The sequence below is a fragment of the Nonomuraea fuscirosea genome, from assembly GCF_035917475.1.
GTDB classification, from domain to species: domain Bacteria; phylum Actinomycetota; class Actinomycetes; order Streptosporangiales; family Streptosporangiaceae; genus Nonomuraea; species Nonomuraea fuscirosea.
In genome coordinates this window covers 3,665,914-3,687,405 of sequence record NZ_CP109074.1, presented here as the reverse complement: position 1 = coordinate 3,687,405, position 21,492 = coordinate 3,665,914, and the positions used below count along the sequence as shown (strand labels likewise).

Below are 21,492 nucleotides of genomic sequence, written 5' to 3'. Positions count from 1 at the left end.
GGAAACGGCTACCGGGTGGCGGCTGTCCGAAGCTCGCGCAGGTATTTCGCGAACCCTTCCAGCCCGTCGATGTTGCGCGGCCCGCTGATGCCCTCGTTGTAGTCCAGGACGTAGAAGCGATCGTTCACCACGGCGGGCAGCTTGCTGGTCGTGGGGAACTCCTTGAGGAACCTGATCTTCTCGGCGGCGGGCTTGTCGCCGTAGTCCAGGATGACGATGACCTCTGGCTCGGCCTCGACCACAGCCTCCCAGGTGACCTCGCCCCAGCGCGCGTCCAGGTCGCCGAAGACGTTCCGGCCGCCGGCGAAGCGGATGATGTCCGTGGGCGGCACCTGGCTGCCCGCGGTGAACGGCTTGTCGGTGCCGGAGTCGTAGAGGAAGACGGGCGGCGGGTCGCCCTTCGGCGCCTGGGCCTCGACGGCCTCGACGCGTTGGCGGTAGCCGGCGATCAGGGCCCGGGCCCGGTCCTCGACGCCGAAGATCCGGCCGAGGCGTTCGAGGTCGGTGTAGAGGGCCTCGAACGGCGTCACCCGCTCCGGGTGGCCAGGATAGTTGAAGCACGACTCGGTGTGCATGAAGCTCTGGATCTTCAACCCGTCGAGGATGGCCGGGGTGATGCCGCGCTGGTCGCTGAAGCCGGAGCGCCAGCCGGCCACCACGAAGTCGGCCTTGGCGTCCACGACGAGCTCCCGGTTGAGCAGGTCGTCGCCGAGGAACTTCACCTTGGCGTACTCGGCCGCCCAAGGCGACTCGGTGACCGGCGGGTTGGCGGGCGGCATGACGTAGCCGTGCACGTGCCTGGTCAGGCCGAGGGCGAACATCTTGTCCGCGCTGCCGCCCTCGTAGACGACCGCGCGGCGGGGCGTGGTGTAGGGGACGTCCTCGCCGCACCTCTTGACCGTCACCGTACGCGCGGCGGTGTCGCCGCCCTCCACCTGCGCGCCGCATCCGGCGAGCAGGAGCGCGCCCGCCAGGAGCGCGGCGGGAGTGCCTGTCTTCACTTCAGTTTTCCTTTCGTGGCCGTGGCCGTGGCCGTGGCCGTGGCCGTGGCCGTGGCCGTGCCGAGGTCGTAGAGCACCTGAGGGACCCCGGTGAGCGGGTGGGGGACGACGTTCGCCTCGACGCCGAACGCCTCGCGGAGGAGGTCCTCGGTGAGAACCTCGGCGGGCGGGCCGCACGCGACGAGGACCCCGCGGGAGAGCACGGCGAGCCGGTCGCAGGCGGAGGCGGCCAGATTGAGGTCGTGCAGGGTCACGAGCACGCTCAGTCCCGCGCCTCTGAGCATCGACAGCAGCCGGATCTGGTGGTGCAGGTCGAGGTGGTTGGTCGGCTCGTCGAGCACCAGCACCCGGGGCTCCTGCACCAGCGCGCGGGCGACGAGGACGCGCTGGCGCTCGCCGCCGGACAGCGCCAGCACGCCGCGCCCGGCCAGGTGCAGCACCTCCATCCGGGCCATCGCCTGGCGGCACAGCTCGCGTTCGCGGGCGCTGAGCGCCTGGTTGCCGCGCAGGTGCGGGGCGCGGCCGAGGGCGACGACCTCCTCGACCGTGAGATCGAGATCCGCCCGCCCCTCCTGGGTGAGGGCGGCGATCACGCGGGCGCTGTCGCGCAGCGGCATCCGCGACAGCTCCCGGCCGTCGATCCACACGGCGCCGCCCGCCGGCCGCAACGCCCGGTACACGCACCGCAGGGCCGTCGTCTTGCCCGAGCCGTTGGGCCCGACCAGCCCCACCACTTCCCCATCGGCGACGGCGAGCGCCAGGTCCCTGACGACGGCGGTGCCGTCGATGGACACCGACAGATCGTCCAGCAGCAGCCGGGTCATCAGCGGCCGCCGAACAGGTAGCCGCGGCGGCGCAGCAGGACGACGAAGACCGGCACGCCCACCAGCGCCGTGATCACGCCCAGCGGCAGCTCGCGCGGCGCCACCAGGGTTCTGGCCACCAGGTCGGCCCAGACCATGAAGATCGCCCCGGCCAGTGGAGCGACGGTGAGCACGCGGGCGTGCGCCGCCCCGGCCCACAGCCGCACCAGGTGCGGCATCACCAGCCCGACGAAGCCGATCGCGCCGCTGACCGCGACCATCGCGCCGGTGGCCAGCGACGTCAGCACGAACAGGCCCTTGCGCAGCCTGACCGTGTCCACGCCCAGGCTCACCGACGTCTCGTCGCCCAGGGCGAGCACGTCCAGGCTCCGCCCGGAGCGGCGCAGCGCCACGATGGTGACCACGGTGACGACCGCCACGACCGGCAGCGCTCCCCAGGTCGCCGCGCCGAAGCCGCCCATCGACCAGAACAGCACCGTGCTCGTCGACTCGCCGTCCGGGACGAAGTACACGATCAGGCTCATCAGTGCCTGGAATCCGAACGCCATCGCCACCCCGGTGAGCACCAGCCGCAGTGGCAGCAGGCCACCGGAGCCGCGCGAGGCCAGGTAGACCAGTGCGGAGACGAGCAGCGCGCCGAGGAACGCGCCGGCCGACACCGCGTAGATCCCGAGGGCGGTGAGCGCGCCGGTGGCGCTGACCAGCACCGCCCCGGCCGACGCCCCCGACGACACGCCGAGCACGAACGGGTCGGCCAGCGCGTTGCGCACCATCGCCTGGATCGCCACGCCGACGACGCTGAGCCCCGCCCCCACCAGGACCGCCAGCAGCACGCGCGGCGTCCTGACCTGCCAGATGATCTGGTACGCGGTGACGTCCTCGGCCGTGATCGAGCCGCCGGTCACGGCCGCCCACAGGAAGCGCAGCGTCTCCGCCGGCGGCACGGCCGCGGCGCCCAGGCCGATCGCCAGCAGCACCGACCCCGCGAGGAGGCCGGCCAGCAGGACGACGACCATCGGCGTGGCCGGCCCCGCCGCTCCGCCGATGGGTGAATCATCGGCTCCCAGGGCCGCCACGCCGGAGTCCGATGAACTTGACTCACGCAACGCTCTCAACGACACTCCCGAAAATGAGAATCATTTCCGGCAGACCGTACCATCACCCATGAGTCGTACGCACCGGGGTGTAAGGGTTGATACAGCCGCGTTAGCCTGCTCCCGCGAATCTGCGTCCGTGTGGGTGGGAGAGTGATGTCGCAGCCGAGTACGGCGGATCGGCCGGTCCCCGGAAGTGACCGGCCGCCGGAGTCCGGGTCGCAGCGGGGCCCGGCCGGGTTCCGGCTGCCGTGGGCGTTCATCGTCCTCGTGGCCCTGCTGGTGGCGGGACGGTTCCTGCTCGCGCCGCACCTGACGCATCCGGCGCTGCGGACCTGGGCGACCGTGTTCGTGGCGGTGTGCGTGCAGGCGCTGCCGTTCCTGGTGCTGGGCGTGGCGCTGTCGGCGGCCATCACCGCGTTCGTGCCCGCCTCGTTCTGGACGCGGGCGCTGCCCCGGCGGACCTCCGCGGCGGTCCCGGTGGCGGGCCTGGCGGGGGCGGTGCTGCCCGGCTGCGAGTGCGCGTCGGTGCCGGTGGCCTCCGGGCTGATGGCGCGCGGTGTCGCGCCGCCGGCAGCGCTGGCGTTCCTGCTGGCCTCCCCGGCGATCAACCCGGTGGTGCTGGTGGCCACCGCGGTGGCCTTTCCCGACGACCCGTCGATGGTGGTGGCCAGGTTCGCCGCCTCGCTGGCGGTGGCGGTGCTGGCCGGCTGGATCTGGACCCGGTTCGGGCGCGCCGCGTGGCTGCCGGTGCCCCGCCGCACCGCCGGGACCCGCGCGGGCAGGGGGAGCGTCTTCGTGGACGCGATGCGTCATGACCTGCTGCACGCCGGCGGGTTCCTGGTGGTCGGCGCGCTGGCCGCGGCGACGCTGAACGTGGTGATCCCGCGCGACTGGCTGACCACGGTGGCCGGGGTGCCCGTCGTGTCCGTGCTGGTGCTGGCGTTCCTGGCCGTGCTGCTGTCGATCTGTTCCGAGGCCGACGCGTTCGTGGCGGCGTCGTTCACCGCGTTCTCCCCCACCGCCAAGCTGGCGTTCCTGGTGGTCGGGCCGATGGTGGACCTGAAGCTCATCGCCCTGCAGGCGGGCACCTTCGGCCGGGCCTTCACCGCGCGGTTCGCGCCGCTCACGCTGGTCCTCGCGATCGGGGTCAGCTTCGTGGCCGGGTGGGCGCTGCCGTGAGCCGTCAGGCGCAGGGCGCCGTGCTGCTGATCCTGGGCGCGACGGTGCTGAGCGTCTCCGCGTTCTCCACGACGTACCTCAACTACGTCAGACCGGGATTCCGGCCGCTGCTCGTGGCGGCCGGAGCCGTGCTGATCCTGCTCGGCCTGCTGTCCGTCATCGCCGACGTGCTGGACCGGCCCGGGGCCGCCGATCACCGGGTGACGCGGGTGGCGTGGCTGCTGGCCGTGCCGGCGTTCGTCATCGTGCTCATCGCCCCGCCCGCCCTCGGCGCCTTCGCTGCCAGGCGCGACAACGGCCCGCCGGCGCCCGTCCGGGCCGAGGGCTACCGCGCGCTGGCGGGAGGCGAGGTGACGGAGCTGACGCTGGGCGAGTTCATCGGCCGTGCGTACGCGCGGACCGGGCCGTCGCTGGCCGGGCGGAAGGTCCGGTTGGTCGGTTTCGCCGTACGGGCCGGGGACGACGGGGGCTGGTATCTGACCCGGATGCGGATCGGCTGCTGCGCCGCCGACGCGCTCGCGCTGGAGGTGGCCGTCCAGGGGGTGGCCGCCCCGCCGGAGGACGCGTGGGTGGCGGTCACGGGGACCTGGGTTGCTTGGCAGGACGGTGTGCCGGACGACTACGTGGTTCCGGCCCTGGCCGCGACCGCCGTGACGGCCGTCGGGCGGCCGGCCGAGCCGTACGAATAGGGCGTGTGCCGAGCACGGCTGGAGACGATGTCCCACGGTGCTCGGCGCGTGTCCGGTCCGTTCACGTCGAGGAGCGGCCGGGGACGCGCCGCGACTCTTCCGCCGCCGGAAGGACGCGGCTGCTCAGGCCGTCCAGGGTCAGCTTGAGCGTCGGGGCGGCGGTACCGCCGAAGCCGGCCCGTGCCTGCGCGGCCCGCGCGTACCGGAGATCCAGACCGGGGTGTGACCGGTAGTTGGCGAAGCTGACGACGTGCAGATCCGGCAGCACCAGCCAGGCGTAGGCCTGGTCCGGCTGCCCGGCGGGGTTTCCGATCACGAGCCCGGAGCCGTTGAGCGGCTCGTACGGCCCGGTCAGGGCGGGCGCGGCGAAGCCGTACAGGCCGGTGGGCGCGCGGCCGGCCGGGTGGAAGTTGTGGCGCTGGGTGCAGAAGAAGAGGTAGTACCGGGAGTCGTGCACGACCACGTGCGGGCGTTCGAGCTCGTGGTTGACACCTTCGGCGACGAGCAGCGGCGGGAGCGGGGACCAGGCGCCGTCCCGTGGCCCGGCCAGGGCGATGGCGCCGGTGAAGGTGTCCTTCCAGGCCGTGGACGCGGCGACCAGCAGCCGGTCGCCGCCGCCCGCCGGATCGCGGAACCAGCCAGGATCGCGCCAGGCCCTGATGCGGCCGGGCGCTCCGTCGTCCTCGTCGGCCGGGAGATACCTCCGCCCGTCGGAGCGCAGGACCTCGCGGTGGGGGACGTCGTGACGCAGCGTGATCCGGTCGCCGTCGGCGATCAGCGTGGGACGGGCCTCGATGACGCTCTGCCGGTACGTCGGACGCGCCTCGCCGCGCCGCCCGGCGGCCGTGTAGTACACCGACACGGTTCCGCCGGGGCGGCGGATCGCCGATCCGGACCATTCGCGGCTACCGGGCGAGACGCCGTCGGGGAAGGCGTTCCCCAGGTCCTCCCACGCGGCTCCCTTCTTGCCGAGCAGGCGGATCCTGGCCCGGTCGTGCCGCTCCTCGGGGTGGCCGAGGGCGGGAGCCGACAGGGCCATCCACAGCTCGCGGCCCGCGGCCACGCTGGTCGAGCCGTCCTCTTCCTGGATCGGCCACAGATCCCAGAGGTCGTGGCCGGGCAGGATCCGCGGCAGGGCCGCGGGATCGAAGAGGGGCGCCGTGGTCGCGTCATCCTCGGTGAGCAGGTCGAGGTGCCGGCGGGTCCAGCGCGCCGTTCGTGCACCGCTCACGCGGTCGCCGCATCTCGCGCGCCCCGTGGTTCCGCTCGGACAGACATGGACGACCTCCGCTTTCGCTCGTGGGACGTGGTGGGCGACGGCAGGTGCGAGGACCTGCGTCATCACCCCTTCAGTGAGCCCTGGAGCAGGGCCTTGACGAAGTGACGCTGGAAGACGAGGAAGATCACCAGGGTGGGGGTCAGGATGAGCAGCGACCCCGCGCACAGCAGCGGGATGTCGGTCCCCCACTGGCCCTGGAAGGCGCCCAGGGCACCGGACATGGTGCGCTTGGCCGGGTCGTCCACCAGGACGATGGCCAGCAGGAACTGGTTCCAGGTCCACAGGAACAGCAGGATGCCCAGGGACGAGATCGCCGGCATGGCCAGCGGGACGTGGATGCGCCGGAACAGCTGCCACACGTTGGCGCCGTCCATACGGGCGCTCTCGGACAGCTCGCCGGGCATGTTGACGAAGTGGGCGCGCATCCAGAAGACGCTGAACGGCATGAAGAGGCCGATGAGCGGCAGGATGATCGCCCACCGGGTGTTGAGCAGCCCCATGTCGCGGATCTGGTAGTACAGCGGCGTGATGACGCCCTCGAAGGGCAGGGTCAGGCCGAGCACGAACAGCAGGAAGACCAGCCGGCCGCCGATGACGCGCAGGTGACCGATGGCGAAGCCGGCCATCGTGCCGAGCACGATCGAGATCGGCACCACGCCCAGCACGATGAGGGTGCTCGACCACAGCAGCGCGCCCATGTTCGCGGCCTCGAAGGCGCGCAGGAAGTTGCCCCACTGCGGGTCGCCGGGCCAGGCGAGCCCGGCCGGGTAGGTGCCGGAGGGGTGCAGGGCGGTGACGAACAGGCTGAGGAACGGCAGGAGCGTGACCGCCATCATGAGAATGAGCAGCAGCCTGCCGGTCCAGGCCTCCCGCCGGCCGGTGATCATTTGCTGCCGTCCTTCGCGAACCACTGGATGGGCAGGGCGCAGGCGATCACGAGGAGCATGAGGACCATGGCCAGGGCCGAGGCCGTGCCCACCTCGCGTTCGGAGAAGGCCAGGTAGAAGATCTGCAGGCCGGGCACCATGGTGGTGTTGCCCGGGCCGCCCTGGGTGGCGATGTAGACGATGTCGAAGCTGGCCAGGGCCGCGATGACGGTCACGGTGACGCAGACCGCGATCTCCTGGCGGAGGCTGGGCACCGTGATGGAGACGAACTCCCGCCACGGCCCGGCGCCGTCCAGCCTGGCCGCCTCGTACAGCGCCGGGTCGATCTTGCTCATACCGGCCAGGAGCAGCAGCGTGCACAGGCCGAGCAGCACCCACGCGCCGATCATGCCGACCGCCGGCAGGGCGGTGGCGAAGTCGCCCAGCCAGGCGCGGGTCACCCCGCCGAGGCCGGCGAGCGTGAGCAGTTGGTTGACCACGCCGGTGGAGGCCAGCAGCCAGCTCCAGGCGATGCCGGCCGCGACCAGCGGGATCACCTGGGGCAGGAAGAGCACGGTACGCGCCACGAGGGCGAGCCGGCTGGCGGCGATGCGCCTGATCGTCGCGGCGACGGCCAGGCCGAGCACGACCGGGATCGCGCTGAAGAAGACGATGAGCTGAAAGGCGTTCACGAGGGAGTCGAACAGGTCGGGGTCGGTGAAGACCTTGCCGTAGTTGGCCAGTCCCACCCAGGTGGAGGGGCCGATGCCGTTCCAGTCGTACAGCGAGTACTGGAAGGTCAGGGTGATCGGGCGCAGCACGAACACCGTGTAGAAGGCGAGCGCGGGCAGGACGAACAGCCAGCCGGCCAGGCCGCGCGCACCGCGCAGTCGGGTGGCGGCCGGCCGCCGGTGCGCGGACCGGGGTGTCACCTCGTTCAGTTCCCTTCGAGCTGGCCGGCGTAGTCGGACTGGACGGTCTTCAGCAGCCCTTGCGGCGTCTGCTTGCCGGCCACCAGCTTCTGCAGGTTGGGGGTCCAGCTCTTGGCGTAGATGGCGCCGGTGGCGTTGGCGATGAAGTCCATCGCGCCGTCGTCCTTGGCGATGTCCGCCCCGGCCGCCAGGGTACTCGCGGTGACCTTGTCCGCGGCCACGTCCGGCATGTACGCGTCGGCCGGCCCCATCGGGCGTGATCCGCCGATCTCGACGCCGATCTCGCGGGCCCGCTTGTCGGTGGCCACCCAGTTGAGGAAGAAGGCGGCGCAGTCGGCGTTCTTGGCGTTCGCGGCGATGCCGAAGGTGAGCGGCGCCGACATGGCGGCGCGCTTGCCGCCTTGCTCGGCGGGCGGCATCAGGGTGAAGCCGACGTTGCCCGCCATCTGCTTGTCGAGGTTGCCCGACTCCCAGTCGCCGTTGAACATGAACAGGCCCTGGCCGTCGATGAAGCGGCTCATCATGGTCGCGTAGTCGACCGCGTTGACGTCCTTCTGGAAGTAACCGGCCTTGATCCACTTCTCCAGGTGCTGGGTGGCCTGGAGATTCGCCGGGGTGTCGATGGTGGCGCCGGGCTTCTGGAAGATCCAGTCGTTGATGGGCGCGGCGGGGCCGTAGGAGGCCATGAGGTTCTGCAGCGGGAACGCCAGGCCGCCGGTGGCTCCGCCGTTGAACTGCATGATGGGCGTGAGGCCGGCCTGCTTGGCCTTGTCGAGGGCCTGGTCGAGCTCGGCCAGGGTGGCGGGCGGCTCCGACATGCCGATCTGGGCGGCGAGCTTCTTGTTGTAGAACAGGCCGGTCATGCTCATGTTGAGGCCCAGCGCGTAGAGGGAGCCCTCACCGCGCGGGCGGCCGCCCTGGCCCAGGCGCAGCTGCTCGAGCTGGGAGGCCGGCCACTTGTCCCAGCCGAAGGCCGTCGCGTAGCCGTCGAGGTTCTTCAGCAGGTTGTCCTTGACCAGCTCGGAGACCTGGGGCAGGCGCATGAGGTCGGGCGGGTTGTCCGCCAGCACGCGGGGAGCGTTCTGCGTGATGACGGCGAACTGGTCCTCGCGGACGTTCCACGTCACGTTCGGGTTCTGCTTGGTGAACTCGGTGGTCAGCGCCTTGGGCAGCGGGAAGCCGGTCTCGAAGTAGCCGCTCATCGTGATGGGCGCCGAGCCGCAGGCGGGCGCCGCCGACGCCGGGGATGTGGCGGTGGCCTGGGGTTGCGGACTGTTGCCGCCAGGTGCCGCGCAGGCGGCGGCCAGCGTCCCCAGGGCGATCACCAGCGCGGCCCCTGACCTGCCGGAGCGGACTCGACGAGCCATGTGGATCTCCTCTGCTGCTGGGGACGACCGGCGCGCGGCAGATGTCCCCACTCCGTTGCTAAATCGTGTTAGCGCCCGATAGTCTCACCACCCGCGTCGTACGATGTCAACCCCCCGTAACCCACTCGCGACGATCGGAGATTCGGTGAGCCCACGACGGGTCACTCTGGCCGATGTGGCCAAGGCCGCGGGCGTCTCCCGCACGACCGCCTCGCTCGTGCTGTCGGGCCGCGGTCGCGAGCTGCGGATCTCCCAGGACGTCGAGCAGCGGGTGCTGAGAACCGCCGAGGAGCTGCAGTACCGGCCGAACATCGTCTCCAGAGGCCTGCGTACGGGCACCACCCGGACCATCGGTTTCGTGTCCGACACCGTCGCCACCTCACGGCTGGCCGGTGACATGATCAAGGGCGCGCTGGAGGCCGCCCGGGACCGCGGCTTCATGCTGATCATCGGCGAGACCGAAGGCGACGCCGAACTCGAACGCCTCCTGCTGCAGGCCATGCACGACCGCCAGGTCGACGGGCTCATCCTGGCCTCGATGTTCACCCGCACCATCAAGGTGCCCAAGGCCGTCACGACCGCGCCCGCCGTGCTGCTCAACGCCCTGCCCAAGCAGCCCGCTCCCCTGCCCGCCATCCTGCCCGACGAGGTCGAGGCCGGCCGTCGCGCGGCCCGCGTCCTGCTGGACGCCGGCCATCGCGACGGCATCTACCTGATCGGCGTCGGCCCGCGCCTGCGCGACGTGCCCGCGGAGAGCCTCGCGGCGGTGGAACGGCTCGTCGGCATCCGTGCGGCGCTCGGCGAGGCGGGGGTCAAGGTGGCCGGCGCCCGCACCTGCCCCGACTGGCAGCCCGAGTACGGCCTCTCGGCGACGCGGGACCTGCTGCGGACGGTCCGGCCGCGCGCGCTGATCTGCTTCAACGACCGGATTGCCATGGGCGCCTACCAGGCGCTCGACGACTTCGCGCTCAAGGTGCCCGCCGATGTCTCCATCGTCTCCTTCGACGACCATCCGATCGCCTCGTGGATGCGGCCCCAGCTGACCACCGTGGCGCTGCCCCACTACGAGCTGGGCCGTAAAGCGGTGGACGTGCTGTTCGGCGAGATCGGCCGCGACCGCTCGGCCGGCGACGGGGCGGGTGAGGTGCACCGGGTTCCGATGCCCGTCCGCCACCGCGAGTCCGTCGCACCGTCGTCCGGCGCGGACGCGGGCGGCTGAACGTCAGAACGGGCGGGACTCCTCCGCCGGGCCGACGAGCGCGCGGGTGACGGGATGGGACGGGGTGCGGAGCACCTGATCCGCCGGGCCGTGCTCGATCAGGCGGCCCTCGTGGACGACCGCGATCCGGTCGGCGATCCGCGCGGCCATGGGCAGGTCGTGGCTGATGACGATCAGGGTCACGTCGAGCTCGGTGAGCAGGTCCAGAACCTCGGCCTCGGTGATGGGATCGAGCCCGGAGGTGATCTCGTCGCAGATCAGCACGTCCGGATGGGCGAGCAGGGCGCGGGCCAGGGCGGCGCGCTGCGCCTCGCCCCCGGACAGCCGGCCCGGGAGGCGCCGTGCGAGCTCGCGGCTCAGGCCGAGCGAGGCCATGGTCGCGAAGGCGTCCTCGCGCGCGGCGGGCAGGGTCGATCCGCGCAGCCGTACCGCGGTCCTGGCGACCTGTTCCACCACGGTCCGCCGGGGGTCGAACGAGGCGTGGGCGTCCTGGGGGACGTACTGCACCCGGGCCAGGTCGGCGCGGCCGCGGCGGCCGGAGGACGGTAGCGGGCGGCCGTCCAGCCGTACGCTCCCCGAGGTCCAGGCGCGCAGCCCGGCGACGCAGCGGGCGAGCGTCGTCTTCCCGCTGCCGGAGCGGCCGACGACGGCCAGCCGTTCGCCGCGGGCGACGCCGAGGCTCACCCCGCGCAGGACCTCCGTTCCGAGACCGGCGACGGTCAGGATCGGGTGCGGTTCCATGCGGGTCGCGGCCACGTGGGGTCGCGCGCTGACCAGCGCCTTGGCGTACGCACCGTGTGGCGTGTCCAGCACCGCGGGCCCGGACTCCGCGACCCGCCCGTCCTTGAGCACGACGACCTGGTCGGCCAGCTCCCGCACCAGGTCGAGGTCATGACTGAGCAGGACGACGGCGACGCCGGGTGAGACGAGCTCGGCGGCGACCTCGGCCCGGGTGATGGCGTCCTGACCGGTGGTGGGTTCGTCGGCGACGATGACGGACGGGCCGGCCAGCAGCGTGTGCGCCAGGACGAGCCGCTGCTGCTGCCCGCCTGACAACTGGTGCGGGAAGCGGCGCAGGAAGCTTCGCTCCTCGGGGAGCCGCGCCCTGCGCAGAGCGCCGGAGACGCTCGTGCCGTGCCGCGCCGCGATCTGGCGGAGCACCGCGCCGATCCGCAGCACCGGGTTGAGCACGGCGGAAGGGTGCTGCGGAATGAAGCCGACGGTCCCGGGCGCCGGCGGCCGTCCAGGGGTGACCCGGTGCCCGGCCACGGTGATCCGGCCGGTGACGCGGGCACCGGCCGGGTGCTCGCCGAGCAGCGCGAGCGCGGTGGTCGTCTTGCCGCTCCCCGAGGCGCCGACCAGGGCCAGCGTCTGGGCGGCGGGCAGGGTGAAGCTGACGTCGTCCACCAGGATCCGGCCGGGGACGGAGACCGTCAGCCGGTCAACTTCGATCATGATCTGCCTTCTCCGGCATGCGGTCCAGGGTGAGGTTCAGCCCGACCGCCAGCATGACGATCAGCAGTGCGGGGGCGAGGACCGCCCACGCGTTGAGGAAGAGGCCGCCGCGGTTGCGGTCGACCATCACCGCCCAGTCGCTGCTGTCCGGCGGCACCCCGACGCCGAGGAAGCTCACGGCGGCGATGAGGTACAACGATCCGGTCAGCCGGGTGCCGGCGTCGGTGGCGAGCACGCGGGCCATGGCGGGCGCGACGAACCCGGTGGCGATCCGCCACCGGCTCTCGCCCTGCATCCGCATGGCCTCCGCGGCCGGCCGGGAGCCGATCTCCAGCGCGCAGGCGCGGACCAGGCGGGCGATGTCGGGCAGATGGACCAGCATGACGATCCAGACGAGCGCTCCGCCGGGAACAAGCGTCGCCACCACCAGGAGCAGCAGCAGCGACGGCACCGCCATGAGGATGTCGAGCGGGCGCATCAGGACCTCGTCGACCACCCGGGGCGTCGTCGCCGCGGCCAGGCCCCACGCGACGCCCAGCAGGTAGGCGCCGCCGGTGGCGAGCACGGCCGTCAGCACCAGACCCTGTCCGCCCAGGAGCACCTGGTGCCACACGTCGCGGCCGACGAAGTCGGTGCCGAGCAGGCCCGAATCGGCGAACGGCGCACCTCGGACGAGGTCGTCGGGAACGAGCCACGGCCCCAGGAGGGCGAGGGACAGGGGCACGCCGAGCAGCAGAAACCTCATGCGCGTGGGGCCAGGCGGAAGGCGGCCACGTCGGCGAGCAGGTTGACCAGGACGGTCGTGGCGGCGAACAGCAGCGCGAGTCCTTGCAGGACCGGAAGGTCCCGGTGGCCGACCGCCTCGGCCAGGGTGCCGCCCAGCCCGGGGACGACGAAGACGGCCTCCACCACGATGACGCCGCCGAGCAGCCAGTCGACGGTCCTGGTCAGGTGCTGTACGGCCGGCGCGAGCGCGTTGGGCAGCGCGTGCGCGAACCAGCCGAGGCCCAGGCGCCGGGCGTGTCTCACGTACGGGGACGCCAGCACGTCGATCATCGTGGAGCGGACCAGCCGCCCGGTGGAGCAGACGGGACGGACCAGCAGCACCGTCACGGGCAGCACCAGGGCGGAGGCGGTGAGGCCGCCGAGCCCGGTCGGCGGCAGCCACGCCAGCGTCACGCCGAAGACCGTCACCAGGACGATGGCCAGCGCGAACTCCGGGACCGCGTAGAGCGCGGTGCTCACCGCGGTCAGCGCCCGGTCGAGCCGGCTCCCTTCCCGCAGCGCGGCGGCCACCCCGAGCAGGATCGACAGCGGCACCAGCAGCAGCACGGTGAGCCCGGCCAGCACGGCGGTGGGAGCCAGCGCGTCCAGCACGATCCCGGCGACCGGACGGCCGGAGACGAGCGAGACGCCGAGGTCGCCCCGCGTCAGGCCGGCGGCCCAGGCGGCGAAGCGCTCGGCGAAGGGGCGGTTCAGGCCGAGCTCGGCGCGGATCCGCTCGATCCGCGCCGGGTCCGGCTGGTCGCCGGCCAGCGTCACCGCGGCGTCGCCCGGCAGCGCCTCCACCATCACGAACACCAGGCAGGCGACGCCGGCGATCTGCGGGACGCCCGCGGCGAGCCGGCGGGCGGCGTAGCGGGTCAGGTTCAAGCCAGCTTCACCTTGTCGAAGCGGGCCCAGTCCAGGGTGTTCGCGGGCGCCGCCCGTACGCCGCTCAGCTTCGGCGACGTCGCGACGATCCAGTCGGCGAATCCCCACACCAGCAGCCCGCCCTCGGCGTGCAGCATCCGCTGAAGCTGCAGGTAGGCGCTTTCCCGGTCCGCGGCGGCGCGCGCCGAGACGGCCGTCTCGTAGAGTGCGTCGAACTCCGGCCGCGCCCATTTCGTGGTGTTGGTCGTCGAGGTGGACAGGAGCCTCTGGGCGATGTGCGTCTCGATCGGCATGGCTCCGGAGCGGAAGCTGGCGATGGATCCCCGGGTGAGGATGTCCGCCCAGTAGGTGTCCTTGCTGCCGGTGCGGATCTCGGCCTTCAGCCCGGCGGCGCGCAGCTGCTCGGCGAAGACGGTGGCGGCCTCGACGAAGCCGGCCGCGGCCGTGGACGTGGTCAGCTCGATGGTGAGTCCTTCGGCTCCCGCCTTCCTGATCAGCGCCTTGGCCCGGTCGACGTCGTGCGTGCGCTGCGGGATCTCGGAGGCGTAATGCAGGTAGCCCTTGCCGAACAGGTCGTTGCCGATCTGCCCGGCTCCGGGCATGACGGTGTCGACGAGCCGCTGCCGGTCGGTGAGCAGGAACAGCGCCTCGCGCAGGTCCCTGTCGTCGAACGGGGCGCGGTCCACCTTCATGGCGAAGGCCTGCATCGCGCTGTTGGGGGCGCGGACGATTGTGACGCGGCCCTCGTGCTGCCGGGCGGTGGCGGGAGTGAGGTCGTGCGCGTACTCGACCTGCCCGCCCAGGAGCGCGTTGACCCGGGCGGACTCCTCGTTGGCGATGAGGAACTCCAGTTCCTCGATGTACGGCGCGCCCTCCCAGTAGTCCGGGTTCCGCTTGAGCAGCACGGAACGGCCCGGCTGCCAGGACACGAAGGAGAACGGACCCGAGCCGACGGGCTTGCTGAAGTCCGTGGCCCCCTCGGGGACGATGGAGGTGCCGAACGCCGCCAGCACGTTGGGCAGCTCGGCGAACGGCCGCCTGAGGCGGAACTCGACCGTGCGGTCGTCGACGGCGCGGCTGTTGGGCAGGTCGATGAGCGCGAGGCTGGACCTGGCGCGGAACGTCCTGCGCGGATCCGCGATCCTGGCGTAGCTGGCCAGGACGTCCTGGGCGCGCACCGGCCGCCCGTCGTGGAACCGCGCCTGCCGCAGGGTGATGCGCCAGACGGTGAAGTCGGCGTCCGGCTCCCACTTCTCGGCCAGGCGGGGCTGCGGCGAGACGTCCGGGCCGAGGTCGGCGAGCTTGTCGTAGAGGGCCTTGGCGCGGGCGGCCTCGTTGAACAGATTGGCCAGGTGCGGGTCCAGCACCTCGGTGGCGCCGCCGCCGGCGAACGCGGCGCGCAGCCTCCCCCCTGAACCGCCGGAGGAGGGGGTGGCGGTGCCGCATCCGGCGAGCAGAGCGGCACCGGCGGTCAAGCCGAGGAAGCCGCGGCGGGTGGGGTGGTCGTGCATGGTGAGAGTCCTTCGCGAGCACGGGTGACAGGGGGCAGGGCGAGCCGTCGGGCGGTTTTCGTTCGGGGGTTGTGGCGGGTCGTGGGTGCGGGTGTTCACGCCGGTGCCGTCGTACGCCGCTCCTGGATCAGCACGAGCGTCGCGCAGGCCGGCCCGATGGCGGCGCACACCGCGGCCCCGGCCGGGCCCACCCAGCCGATCAGCGCGGTGCTCGCGGCGGCCACCATCCCGGAGACCAGGTAGAACATGCCGAAGTAGGTGCCGGTCAGGGACTCGCCGCCGAAGCGGCTGATCCGCTCGTACACGAAGGGCTGCGCCATCATCACGCCGAAGGCCAGGGCCAGGACCGCCACCAGCACCGGGAGGAGCCCCGGCAGCAAGGCGGGGGCGAGGAACCCGGCGCCCATCACGGCCAGCCCCAGCGCCATCGCGCGGCCCGGGCTCGTCGCCGCCTCCAGGCGCTTGGTGATCCGGACCTGGAAGAGCAGGGTCGCCACGGTGGACACCAGGAACAGCAGCGCCACCGAGCTCGGCGTGCCGGTCGCCTGCTCGGCGGCCAGCGGCAGCACCAGGTAGAGCTGGTTCTGCAAGGCGAACATGCCGCTGAGGGCCAGGGTGAAGGCGAGGAAACGCCGGTCGGCCAGGCAGCGCCGCCAGTCGCCCAGCACCGAGGCGCCGCTGGGCGGCACGTCGCGCGCGGGCAGGACGAGTGTCTGCGCGAGGGTCAGCACCGCGAATATCGCCGCGGCGGTGAGCGCGGCGGCCCGGAAGTCCACCAGCAGCAACACGCCGCCCAGCAGCGGCCCGCACAACGCGCCCGCCTGGGCGAACACGTTGAACAGCGCGAAGGTCCCGGCCCCGCCGGGGGCATCGGCCGCGATGTACGCGCGCACGGCCGGGTTGAACAGGGCGCCGGCCAGCCCGCTGAGTACGGCGGCCGCCAGCAGCAGCGGCACCGTGACCCCGAACGCGAACAGGGCGAATCCGACAGTGCGCAGCGCGCATCCGGCGATGATCACCCGGCGGGCCCCGAGGCGGTCGGCGGCCGAACCTCCGACGAGGAACATCCCCTGCTGGCTGAGGTTGCGCACCCCCAGGACGACACCCGTCGCCGCGACGGACAGGCCCAGGTCTTGGGTGAGGTGGCCGGCGAGGTAGGGAACCAGCAGGTAGAAGCCGGTGTTGACGCCGAACTGGTTGACCAGCAGCAGCCGCACGGCCCAGGGGAGCTCCCTCACGCCGTCCCCGCCCTCAGCGCGGGCCCGCTGATCCGGGGCGCGCCGTCGTGGCGCTTTGCGTCGCGGCCCTCTGCGTCGCGGATGGAGCACGGCGGCAGCGTGCTCACCACCCGTGCCTTCTGATCACCAACGGATGCCATGTCACTTCCTTCATCGGTGATGACAATGGTTATCATTTGCCACATAAGACACGCAAACGACGTCCACGGAGAGGCCGGGCGAAGAGGGATGTGCCAGTGCATCGGGTCGCGCAGAACCTGCCGCTCCCCCTGCCCGGCGGGGCGCCGTTGCGAATCTCCGCCCTCTCCGCTGAAAGACGGCCGGGTGAACACGCTGAGCATGCTCGAGTTCGCTACGCCTTGCTCGGCGCAGGGGCTGGCCGAGCCGCCTGCGTGACGTCGGTCAGCAGCAGAACTTCAAATAGTCCTGCAGGTCGCCGAGGATGTGGGCGACGCTGTCCCGGTCGCCGCGATACAGCACCTCTTTGCCGTCGCGGCGGGAGGTGACGATGCCGCCGCGGCGCAGCAGGGCGAGTTGCTGGGAGGCGGCGGACTGGCTGATGCCGGCACGCTCGGCGACCTGGTTGACCGACAACTCGGCGCCCTGGGCGAACAGCAGCATGAGCTGCTGTCGTCCCGGGTTGGCCAGGGCCTTGAGGAAGTCCTGGGCGGCCTGCGGCAGCTGCGTGCATGTCGCGCCCACCGTCTCGTCCGCCGACGCATCCTTCGGCGCATCGATCGGCGCGGCTGAGGATGCCGTGGTCTCGGCCATGCGTGCTCCCTCCTGTCCACCGCACCCTATCCTCATACCAACTTATTGACATATTAGAAAATGACGGTACGTTCTGCGACATGCCCATCGACAGCGACACCATCGTGATCGTCGGGGCCGGGCAGTCCGGCCTGGCCGCCGCCCATGCCGCCCTGGAGCAGGGGCTGCGGCCCATGCTGCTGGAAGCCTCCGATCGGGCCGCCGGATCCTGGCCGCGCTACTACGACAGCCTCGCCCTGTTCTCGCCCGCCCGCTACAGCAGCCTGCCCGGCCTTCCTTTCGACGGCGACCCCGAGCGTTACCCGCGCCGCGACGAAGTCGTCGCCTACCTGGAGCGGTATGCCGCCGCCCTGATCGAGCGCGGCGCCGAGCTGCGCACCGGCGCCCGCGTCGAGGCCGTCCACACCGCCGGCGAGCCCGGCACGAGCGGCTTCCTCGTACGCCTGGCCGGCGGGCAGGAGCTGACCGCTCCTGCCGTCATCGCGGCCAGCGGCTCCTTCGACCGCCCGCACCGGCCCGCACTGCCCGGCCTGGACGCCTTCACCGGCCCCGTGCTGCACGTCGCCGACTACCGCTCGCCGGCCTCGTTGCCCGGTGAGCGCGTCGTCGTGGTCGGGGCGGGCAACTCGGCGGTGCAGGTCGCCTACGAGCTGGCCACCGACTCGGCCACCGGGCGCCGGGTGACGCTGGCCAGCCGGGAGCCGATCCGGTTCGTGACCCAGCGCCCGCTGGGACGAGACCTGCACTTCTGGTTCCGCCTGACCGGGTTCGACCGGCTACCGCTGGCCCGAGCGGATAATCCGCCCGCCTCACCGGTGCTCGACGACGGCCGCTACCGCCAGGCGCTGCGCGAGGGCGGCTACGCGCGCCGGTCGATGTTCGCCCGCCTGGACGGCGATCACGCTCTCTGGCCCGACGGCGAGCGTGAGCGCGTCGATGCGGTACTGCTGGCCACCGGCTACCGGCCGAACCTGTCCTACCTCACCGACCTGGGCGCACTGGACGATGACGGCGGCCACCCGCGCCAGCGCCGCGGCCTGTCGCTGACCCATCCCGGCCTGGGCTACCTGGGCCTGGAGTGGCAGCGCACGCCCTCCTCCAACACCCTGCGCGGCGTCGGCGCGGACGCCGCGCACGTGGCGGGGATGCTCGCCCGTCACCTGCGCGACGCTCCCCAGCGATCCTGATGCCGCTCACACGCTCCTGTCCCGCCCCGACCACAAGCTGATTTGACTTCCGTCTAAACAGTGGCGCATGATGACTCCTGTTTAGATGAACTTCTATCCAAGGAGGTGCCTGATGCGCGCTCTGTTCACCCGCCGCCGCCCGCCCATCGACCGGACCGGCTTCACCGTCGACAAGGCCACCTCGCGGGTGTGCGACCTCGACTGCCGCGCCGATGCCGCCATCGAGCGCGCCCGCCTCTACGCCACGTTCCCGTCCTTCCGCTAGCCCACGCGCCCACTTGGAGAGCCGTCATGAGTGACAGTTGCTGCGGCACCACCACGATCGAGATCGAGCAGTTCACCACTCCTCAGCAGACCGCCCCGGGGGTGACCGGCTTGCCGGTCGTCGTGATCGGCGCCGGGCCGGTCGGACTGGCCGCCGCCGCCCAATTGACCGAGCGCGGTATCGACTTCCTCATCTTGGAAGCCGGTGAGCAGGTCGCTGCGTCAATCGCGCAGTGGGGACACGTGCGGGTGTTCAGCCCGTGGAAGTACGACATCGACGCCGCAGCCCGCCGCCTCCTGGAAGCCGACGGCTGGACCGCGCCCGATCCCGAATGGCTCCCGACCGGCGCCGAGCTCATCGATGACTACCTCGCCCCGCTGGCCAAGCTGTTCGGCGACCGGGTCCGCCTGGGCGCGAAGGTCACCGCGATCAGCCGCCTCGGCTACGACCGCGTGCGCACGACAGGCCGCGAGCAGGCCCCGTTCCTCATCCGCCTGGCCGACGGCACCGAGCTGCAGGCGCGAGCGGTCGTCGACGCCTCCGGCACCTACACCAGCCCGAACGTGCTCGGCGCCAGCGGCCTGCCCGCCCACGGCGAGGGGGAGGTATTCGTCGACCACGCGCTGCCAGACGTGCTCGGCGCCGACCGCGACCGCTACCAGGGCAAGCACACCCTGGTCGTGGGGGCCGGCCATTCGGCCGCCACCACTCTGCTCGCGCTGGCCGAGCTGCCGGGTACGCCGATCACCTGGGCGATCCGCGCCGGCGACGCCACCCGCACCTACGGCGGCGGCGACGCCGACGCTCTCCCGGCCCGCGGCGCACTCGGCACCCGGCTACGGACCCATGTCGAGTCCGGCCGCATCACGCTGCTCACCGGCTTCTTCACCCACCGCGTCAACGCCACCGGCCAGGACATCCAGGTGATCAGCCGCGACCCGTCCGGCCACGAGCAGAGCGTCACCGTGGACCGGATCGTGAGCGCGACCGGCTACCGCCCCGCCCACTCCATCGCCGCGGAACTGCGCCTGGACCTGGACCCGGTGCTCGGCTCCACCCGCGCCCTGGCCCCGCTGATCGACCCGAACCAGCATTCCTGCGGCACCGTCCCGCCCCACGGCGTGGACGAACTCGCCCACCCGGAGCCCGGTTACTACGCGGTCGGGGTCAAGAGCTACGGCCGGGCCCCGACCTTCCTCATGGCCACCGGGTATGAGCAGGTCCGCTCCGTGGTCGCCGCGCTGGCCGGGGACTGGCAGGCGGCTCGCGACGTGCGGCTCGACCTGCCCGAGACCGGCGTGTGCTCCTCCAACCTGGTCCAGGCCCAGGAGCAGCGGGTCGGCCTGGCCACCGGCATCAGCGGCGGCCTGCTGGCGGCTCCGCTCCCGCTCACCACTGTCGGAGCTCCGGCGGAGTCCGGCGGCAGTTGCTGCGGCTGAGAGGAAGCACCCGATGTCTGACGGCTACCCCACCGCCGCCCAGAAGGAAGCGCTCCGCCTCATCTGCCACCACGAACCGATGCCCGCCTACCGGCTGGCCGACGAACTGGTCGCCGCCCGCGAGCCCAGCACCAACCCCGGCTACGGCCCGGCGATCGCCCGGATGGCAGGAACGCTCGCCTGGCGGCTGCAGGCCCAGGGCTTCATCGCCGAAACCCTCGCGGGCGACTGGGCGACCACCGCTGAGGGCCATGCGCTGATCGCCTGTCCAGCATGAGTTCCCCCGCCGAGACCGCCGCCCTCCAACAGCAGGGCGGCGGTCCGCCGCGTTCCGGACATGGCCGGCGGGTCGTCGCAGCGCTGGCCGTCACCCAGACCACCGGCTATGGCGTGCTCTACTACGCCTTCTCCGTCTTCCTCGTCCCGATGGTCCATGACCTGCACGCCACCAACGCCCAGGTCGCGGCCGCGCTGACGGTGTCCGTGCTGATCACCGCCGTCTGTGCACCGCTCGCCGGGCGGTGGCTGGACGCCCGCGGCGGGCGCGTCCTGATGACGCTCGGTTCGCTGCTCGGCGCCGGGGCGGTGCTGGCCTGGTCGCAGGTCACCGCGCTGTGGCAGCTCTATGTGGTCTTCGCCGCCATCGGCGTCGCCTGCTCGATGGTGCTGTACGAGGCCGCGTTCGCCGTCATCATCGCCTGGTACGGCGCCGACGCGCGAGGCCGTGCGCGAGGCATCCTGGCGCTCACCATCGTCGCCGGGTTCGCCTCCTCGATCTTCATCCCGCTCACCGGCCTGCTGGTCGACGCCTACGGCTGGCGCCAGGCCCTCGTGGTCCTCGGTCTCGTCTACGGCCTGGCGGCGATCCCGCTGCACGCGCTGGTGATCCGCCGCCGCCCGGCCCACGCCCGCACACCCGAGGCCGCCGGGGAACGCGCCGACCTGGTCAGGGCCGCCGTGCGCCGCCGTCCGTTCTGGCTGCTGGTGATCGCCTTCACCGCCGGCGGCGGCGCGGTCGCCGTCATCGCCGTCGTACTGGTCACCTACCTCATTCACCTCGGCCACAGCCCGGTCCTGGCCGCGACGCTCGCCGGACTGCTCGGCGTTCTGTCGGTCACCGGGCGACTGATCACCACCGGTCTGCAGACCCGCCTGCCCGCCGCTCTCATCGCCGCCGCGATCTATATGTTGCAAGGCGTCGCGGCGCTGCTCCTGCCGGTCCTGGGAGCGAGCGTCGCGGGCGCGATCGGCTGCGTGCTGCTCTTCGGGCTCGGCTTCGGCATCGGCTCCATCACGCTGCCGCACCTGCTCGTGCAGCGGTACGGCACCGCCGCCTACGCCACCTTGTCGGGCCGCATCGCGCTCTTCTCCGTCGCAGACAAGGCCCTGGCTCCGCTCGGTGCGGTCGCCCTGGCCCAGGCCGTCGGCTACACCTGGGTGATGAGCGCGGTGGCCGCCGTCTGCGTCACCGCCGCCTTGTCGCTGGTCGCCTACCATCGCGTATGATTTAGACGATTGTC

At 72.2% G+C, this 21,492-nt stretch carries 21 protein-coding genes; 8 read left to right on the top strand and 13 right to left on the bottom strand.

Annotated features, from left to right (window positions below):
• Window positions 1-8 precede the first annotated feature (8 nt).
• From OIE67_RS16675 to OIE67_RS16665, 3 genes are read right to left on the bottom strand one after another with little or no spacing between them, the layout of a single operon-like run.
• Complete coding sequence (locus OIE67_RS16675) at window positions 9-1,001, bottom strand: ABC transporter substrate-binding protein (RefSeq protein ID WP_326641257.1); 993 nt, start codon at window positions 999-1,001, stop codon at window positions 9-11.
• Entirely contained in the window at window positions 998-1,825 is an 828-nt protein-coding gene (locus OIE67_RS16670; RefSeq protein ID WP_326641255.1) for an ABC transporter ATP-binding protein, read from the bottom strand. Before OIE67_RS16670 ends, OIE67_RS16675 begins: the two co-directional genes overlap by 4 nt.
• Window positions 1,825-2,841, bottom strand: coding sequence for a FecCD family ABC transporter permease (locus OIE67_RS16665; protein ID WP_326645375.1), 1,017 nt, complete (start codon window positions 2,839-2,841; stop codon window positions 1,825-1,827). Before OIE67_RS16665 ends, OIE67_RS16670 begins: the two co-directional genes overlap by 1 nt.
• Before the next feature lie 234 nt (window positions 2,842-3,075).
• On the opposite strand from OIE67_RS16665, the gene OIE67_RS16660 reads away from it, so the two are divergent.
• Both OIE67_RS16660 and OIE67_RS16655 read left to right on the top strand, forming a co-directional pair.
• Window positions 3,076-4,101, top strand: coding sequence for a permease (locus tag OIE67_RS16660; protein ID WP_326641253.1), 1,026 nt, complete (start codon window positions 3,076-3,078; stop codon window positions 4,099-4,101).
• Window positions 4,098-4,790: a TIGR03943 family putative permease subunit gene (locus tag OIE67_RS16655; RefSeq protein ID WP_326641251.1), complete on the top strand. Its 693-nt coding sequence runs from the start codon at window positions 4,098-4,100 to the stop codon at window positions 4,788-4,790. The genes OIE67_RS16660 and OIE67_RS16655 overlap by 4 nt, the downstream gene beginning before the upstream one ends.
• Window positions 4,791-4,851: 61 nt before the next feature.
• On the opposite strand, the gene OIE67_RS16650 is transcribed toward OIE67_RS16655, so the two are convergent.
• From OIE67_RS16650 to OIE67_RS16635, 4 genes are all read right to left on the bottom strand, one after another.
• A complete protein-coding gene (locus tag OIE67_RS16650; RefSeq protein WP_326641249.1) occupies window positions 4,852-6,021 on the bottom strand; it encodes a glycoside hydrolase family 68 protein in 1,170 nt (389 codons plus the stop codon).
• 110 nt (window positions 6,022-6,131) lie between these two features.
• The gene (locus OIE67_RS16645; RefSeq protein ID WP_106246507.1) at window positions 6,132-6,956 is read right to left on the bottom strand and encodes a carbohydrate ABC transporter permease; all 825 of its coding nucleotides are present in this window, start codon (window positions 6,954-6,956) and stop codon (window positions 6,132-6,134) included.
• The gene (locus OIE67_RS16640; RefSeq protein WP_326641246.1) at window positions 6,953-7,867 is read right to left on the bottom strand and encodes a carbohydrate ABC transporter permease; all 915 of its coding nucleotides are present in this window, start codon (window positions 7,865-7,867) and stop codon (window positions 6,953-6,955) included. The genes OIE67_RS16645 and OIE67_RS16640 overlap by 4 nt, the downstream gene beginning before the upstream one ends.
• A gap of 5 nt (window positions 7,868-7,872) precedes the next feature.
• Entirely contained in the window at window positions 7,873-9,234 is a 1,362-nt protein-coding gene (locus OIE67_RS16635; RefSeq protein WP_326641245.1) for an ABC transporter substrate-binding protein, read from the bottom strand.
• A gap of 145 nt (window positions 9,235-9,379) precedes the next feature.
• Between OIE67_RS16635 and OIE67_RS16630 the strand changes: the two genes are divergently transcribed.
• Window positions 9,380-10,453: a LacI family DNA-binding transcriptional regulator gene (locus tag OIE67_RS16630; protein ID WP_326641243.1), complete on the top strand. Its 1,074-nt coding sequence runs from the start codon at window positions 9,380-9,382 to the stop codon at window positions 10,451-10,453.
• Between the two features lie 3 nt (window positions 10,454-10,456).
• On the opposite strand, the gene OIE67_RS16625 is transcribed toward OIE67_RS16630, so the two are convergent.
• The 6 genes from OIE67_RS16625 to OIE67_RS16600 all read right to left on the bottom strand — a co-directional run bounded on the left by OIE67_RS16625 (window position 10,457) and on the right by OIE67_RS16600 (window position 17,081).
• On the bottom strand, window positions 10,457-11,908 hold the full coding sequence (locus OIE67_RS16625) for an ABC transporter ATP-binding protein (protein WP_326641241.1): 1,452 nt from the start codon (window positions 11,906-11,908) through the stop codon (window positions 10,457-10,459).
• Window positions 11,895-12,653, bottom strand: a complete 759-nt coding sequence (locus tag OIE67_RS16620) for an ABC transporter permease (protein WP_326641239.1) — start codon at window positions 12,651-12,653, stop codon at window positions 11,895-11,897. Before OIE67_RS16620 ends, OIE67_RS16625 begins: the two co-directional genes overlap by 14 nt.
• The gene (locus OIE67_RS16615) at window positions 12,650-13,561 is read right to left on the bottom strand and encodes an ABC transporter permease (protein WP_326641237.1); all 912 of its coding nucleotides are present in this window, start codon (window positions 13,559-13,561) and stop codon (window positions 12,650-12,652) included. Before OIE67_RS16615 ends, OIE67_RS16620 begins: the two co-directional genes overlap by 4 nt.
• On the bottom strand, window positions 13,558-15,072 hold the full coding sequence (locus tag OIE67_RS16610) for an ABC transporter substrate-binding protein (protein WP_326641235.1): 1,515 nt from the start codon (window positions 15,070-15,072) through the stop codon (window positions 13,558-13,560). The genes OIE67_RS16615 and OIE67_RS16610 overlap by 4 nt, the downstream gene beginning before the upstream one ends.
• Window positions 15,073-15,167: 95 nt before the next feature.
• Complete coding sequence (locus OIE67_RS16605; RefSeq protein WP_326641233.1) at window positions 15,168-16,310, bottom strand: MFS transporter; 1,143 nt, start codon at window positions 16,308-16,310, stop codon at window positions 15,168-15,170.
• Between the two features lie 402 nt (window positions 16,311-16,712).
• The gene (locus tag OIE67_RS16600) at window positions 16,713-17,081 is read right to left on the bottom strand and encodes an ArsR/SmtB family transcription factor (RefSeq protein ID WP_326641231.1); all 369 of its coding nucleotides are present in this window, start codon (window positions 17,079-17,081) and stop codon (window positions 16,713-16,715) included.
• Window positions 17,082-17,161: 80 nt separating this feature from the next.
• Between OIE67_RS16600 and OIE67_RS16595 the strand changes: the two genes are divergently transcribed.
• The 5 genes from OIE67_RS16595 to OIE67_RS16575 all read left to right on the top strand — a co-directional run bounded on the left by OIE67_RS16595 (window position 17,162) and on the right by OIE67_RS16575 (window position 21,478).
• A complete protein-coding gene (locus OIE67_RS16595) occupies window positions 17,162-18,268 on the top strand; it encodes a flavin-containing monooxygenase (RefSeq protein WP_326641229.1) in 1,107 nt (368 codons plus the stop codon).
• A gap of 112 nt (window positions 18,269-18,380) precedes the next feature.
• Window positions 18,381-18,533: a hypothetical protein gene (locus tag OIE67_RS16590; protein ID WP_326641227.1), complete on the top strand. Its 153-nt coding sequence runs from the start codon at window positions 18,381-18,383 to the stop codon at window positions 18,531-18,533.
• 26 nt (window positions 18,534-18,559) lie between these two features.
• On the top strand, window positions 18,560-19,972 hold the full coding sequence (locus OIE67_RS16585; protein ID WP_326641225.1) for an FAD-dependent oxidoreductase: 1,413 nt from the start codon (window positions 18,560-18,562) through the stop codon (window positions 19,970-19,972).
• A gap of 13 nt (window positions 19,973-19,985) precedes the next feature.
• On the top strand, window positions 19,986-20,249 hold the full coding sequence (locus OIE67_RS16580; protein ID WP_326641223.1) for a hypothetical protein: 264 nt from the start codon (window positions 19,986-19,988) through the stop codon (window positions 20,247-20,249).
• Window positions 20,246-21,478: an MFS transporter gene (locus tag OIE67_RS16575; RefSeq protein ID WP_326641221.1), complete on the top strand. Its 1,233-nt coding sequence runs from the start codon at window positions 20,246-20,248 to the stop codon at window positions 21,476-21,478. The genes OIE67_RS16580 and OIE67_RS16575 overlap by 4 nt, the downstream gene beginning before the upstream one ends.
• The last annotated feature ends 14 nt before the right edge of the window (window positions 21,479-21,492 follow it).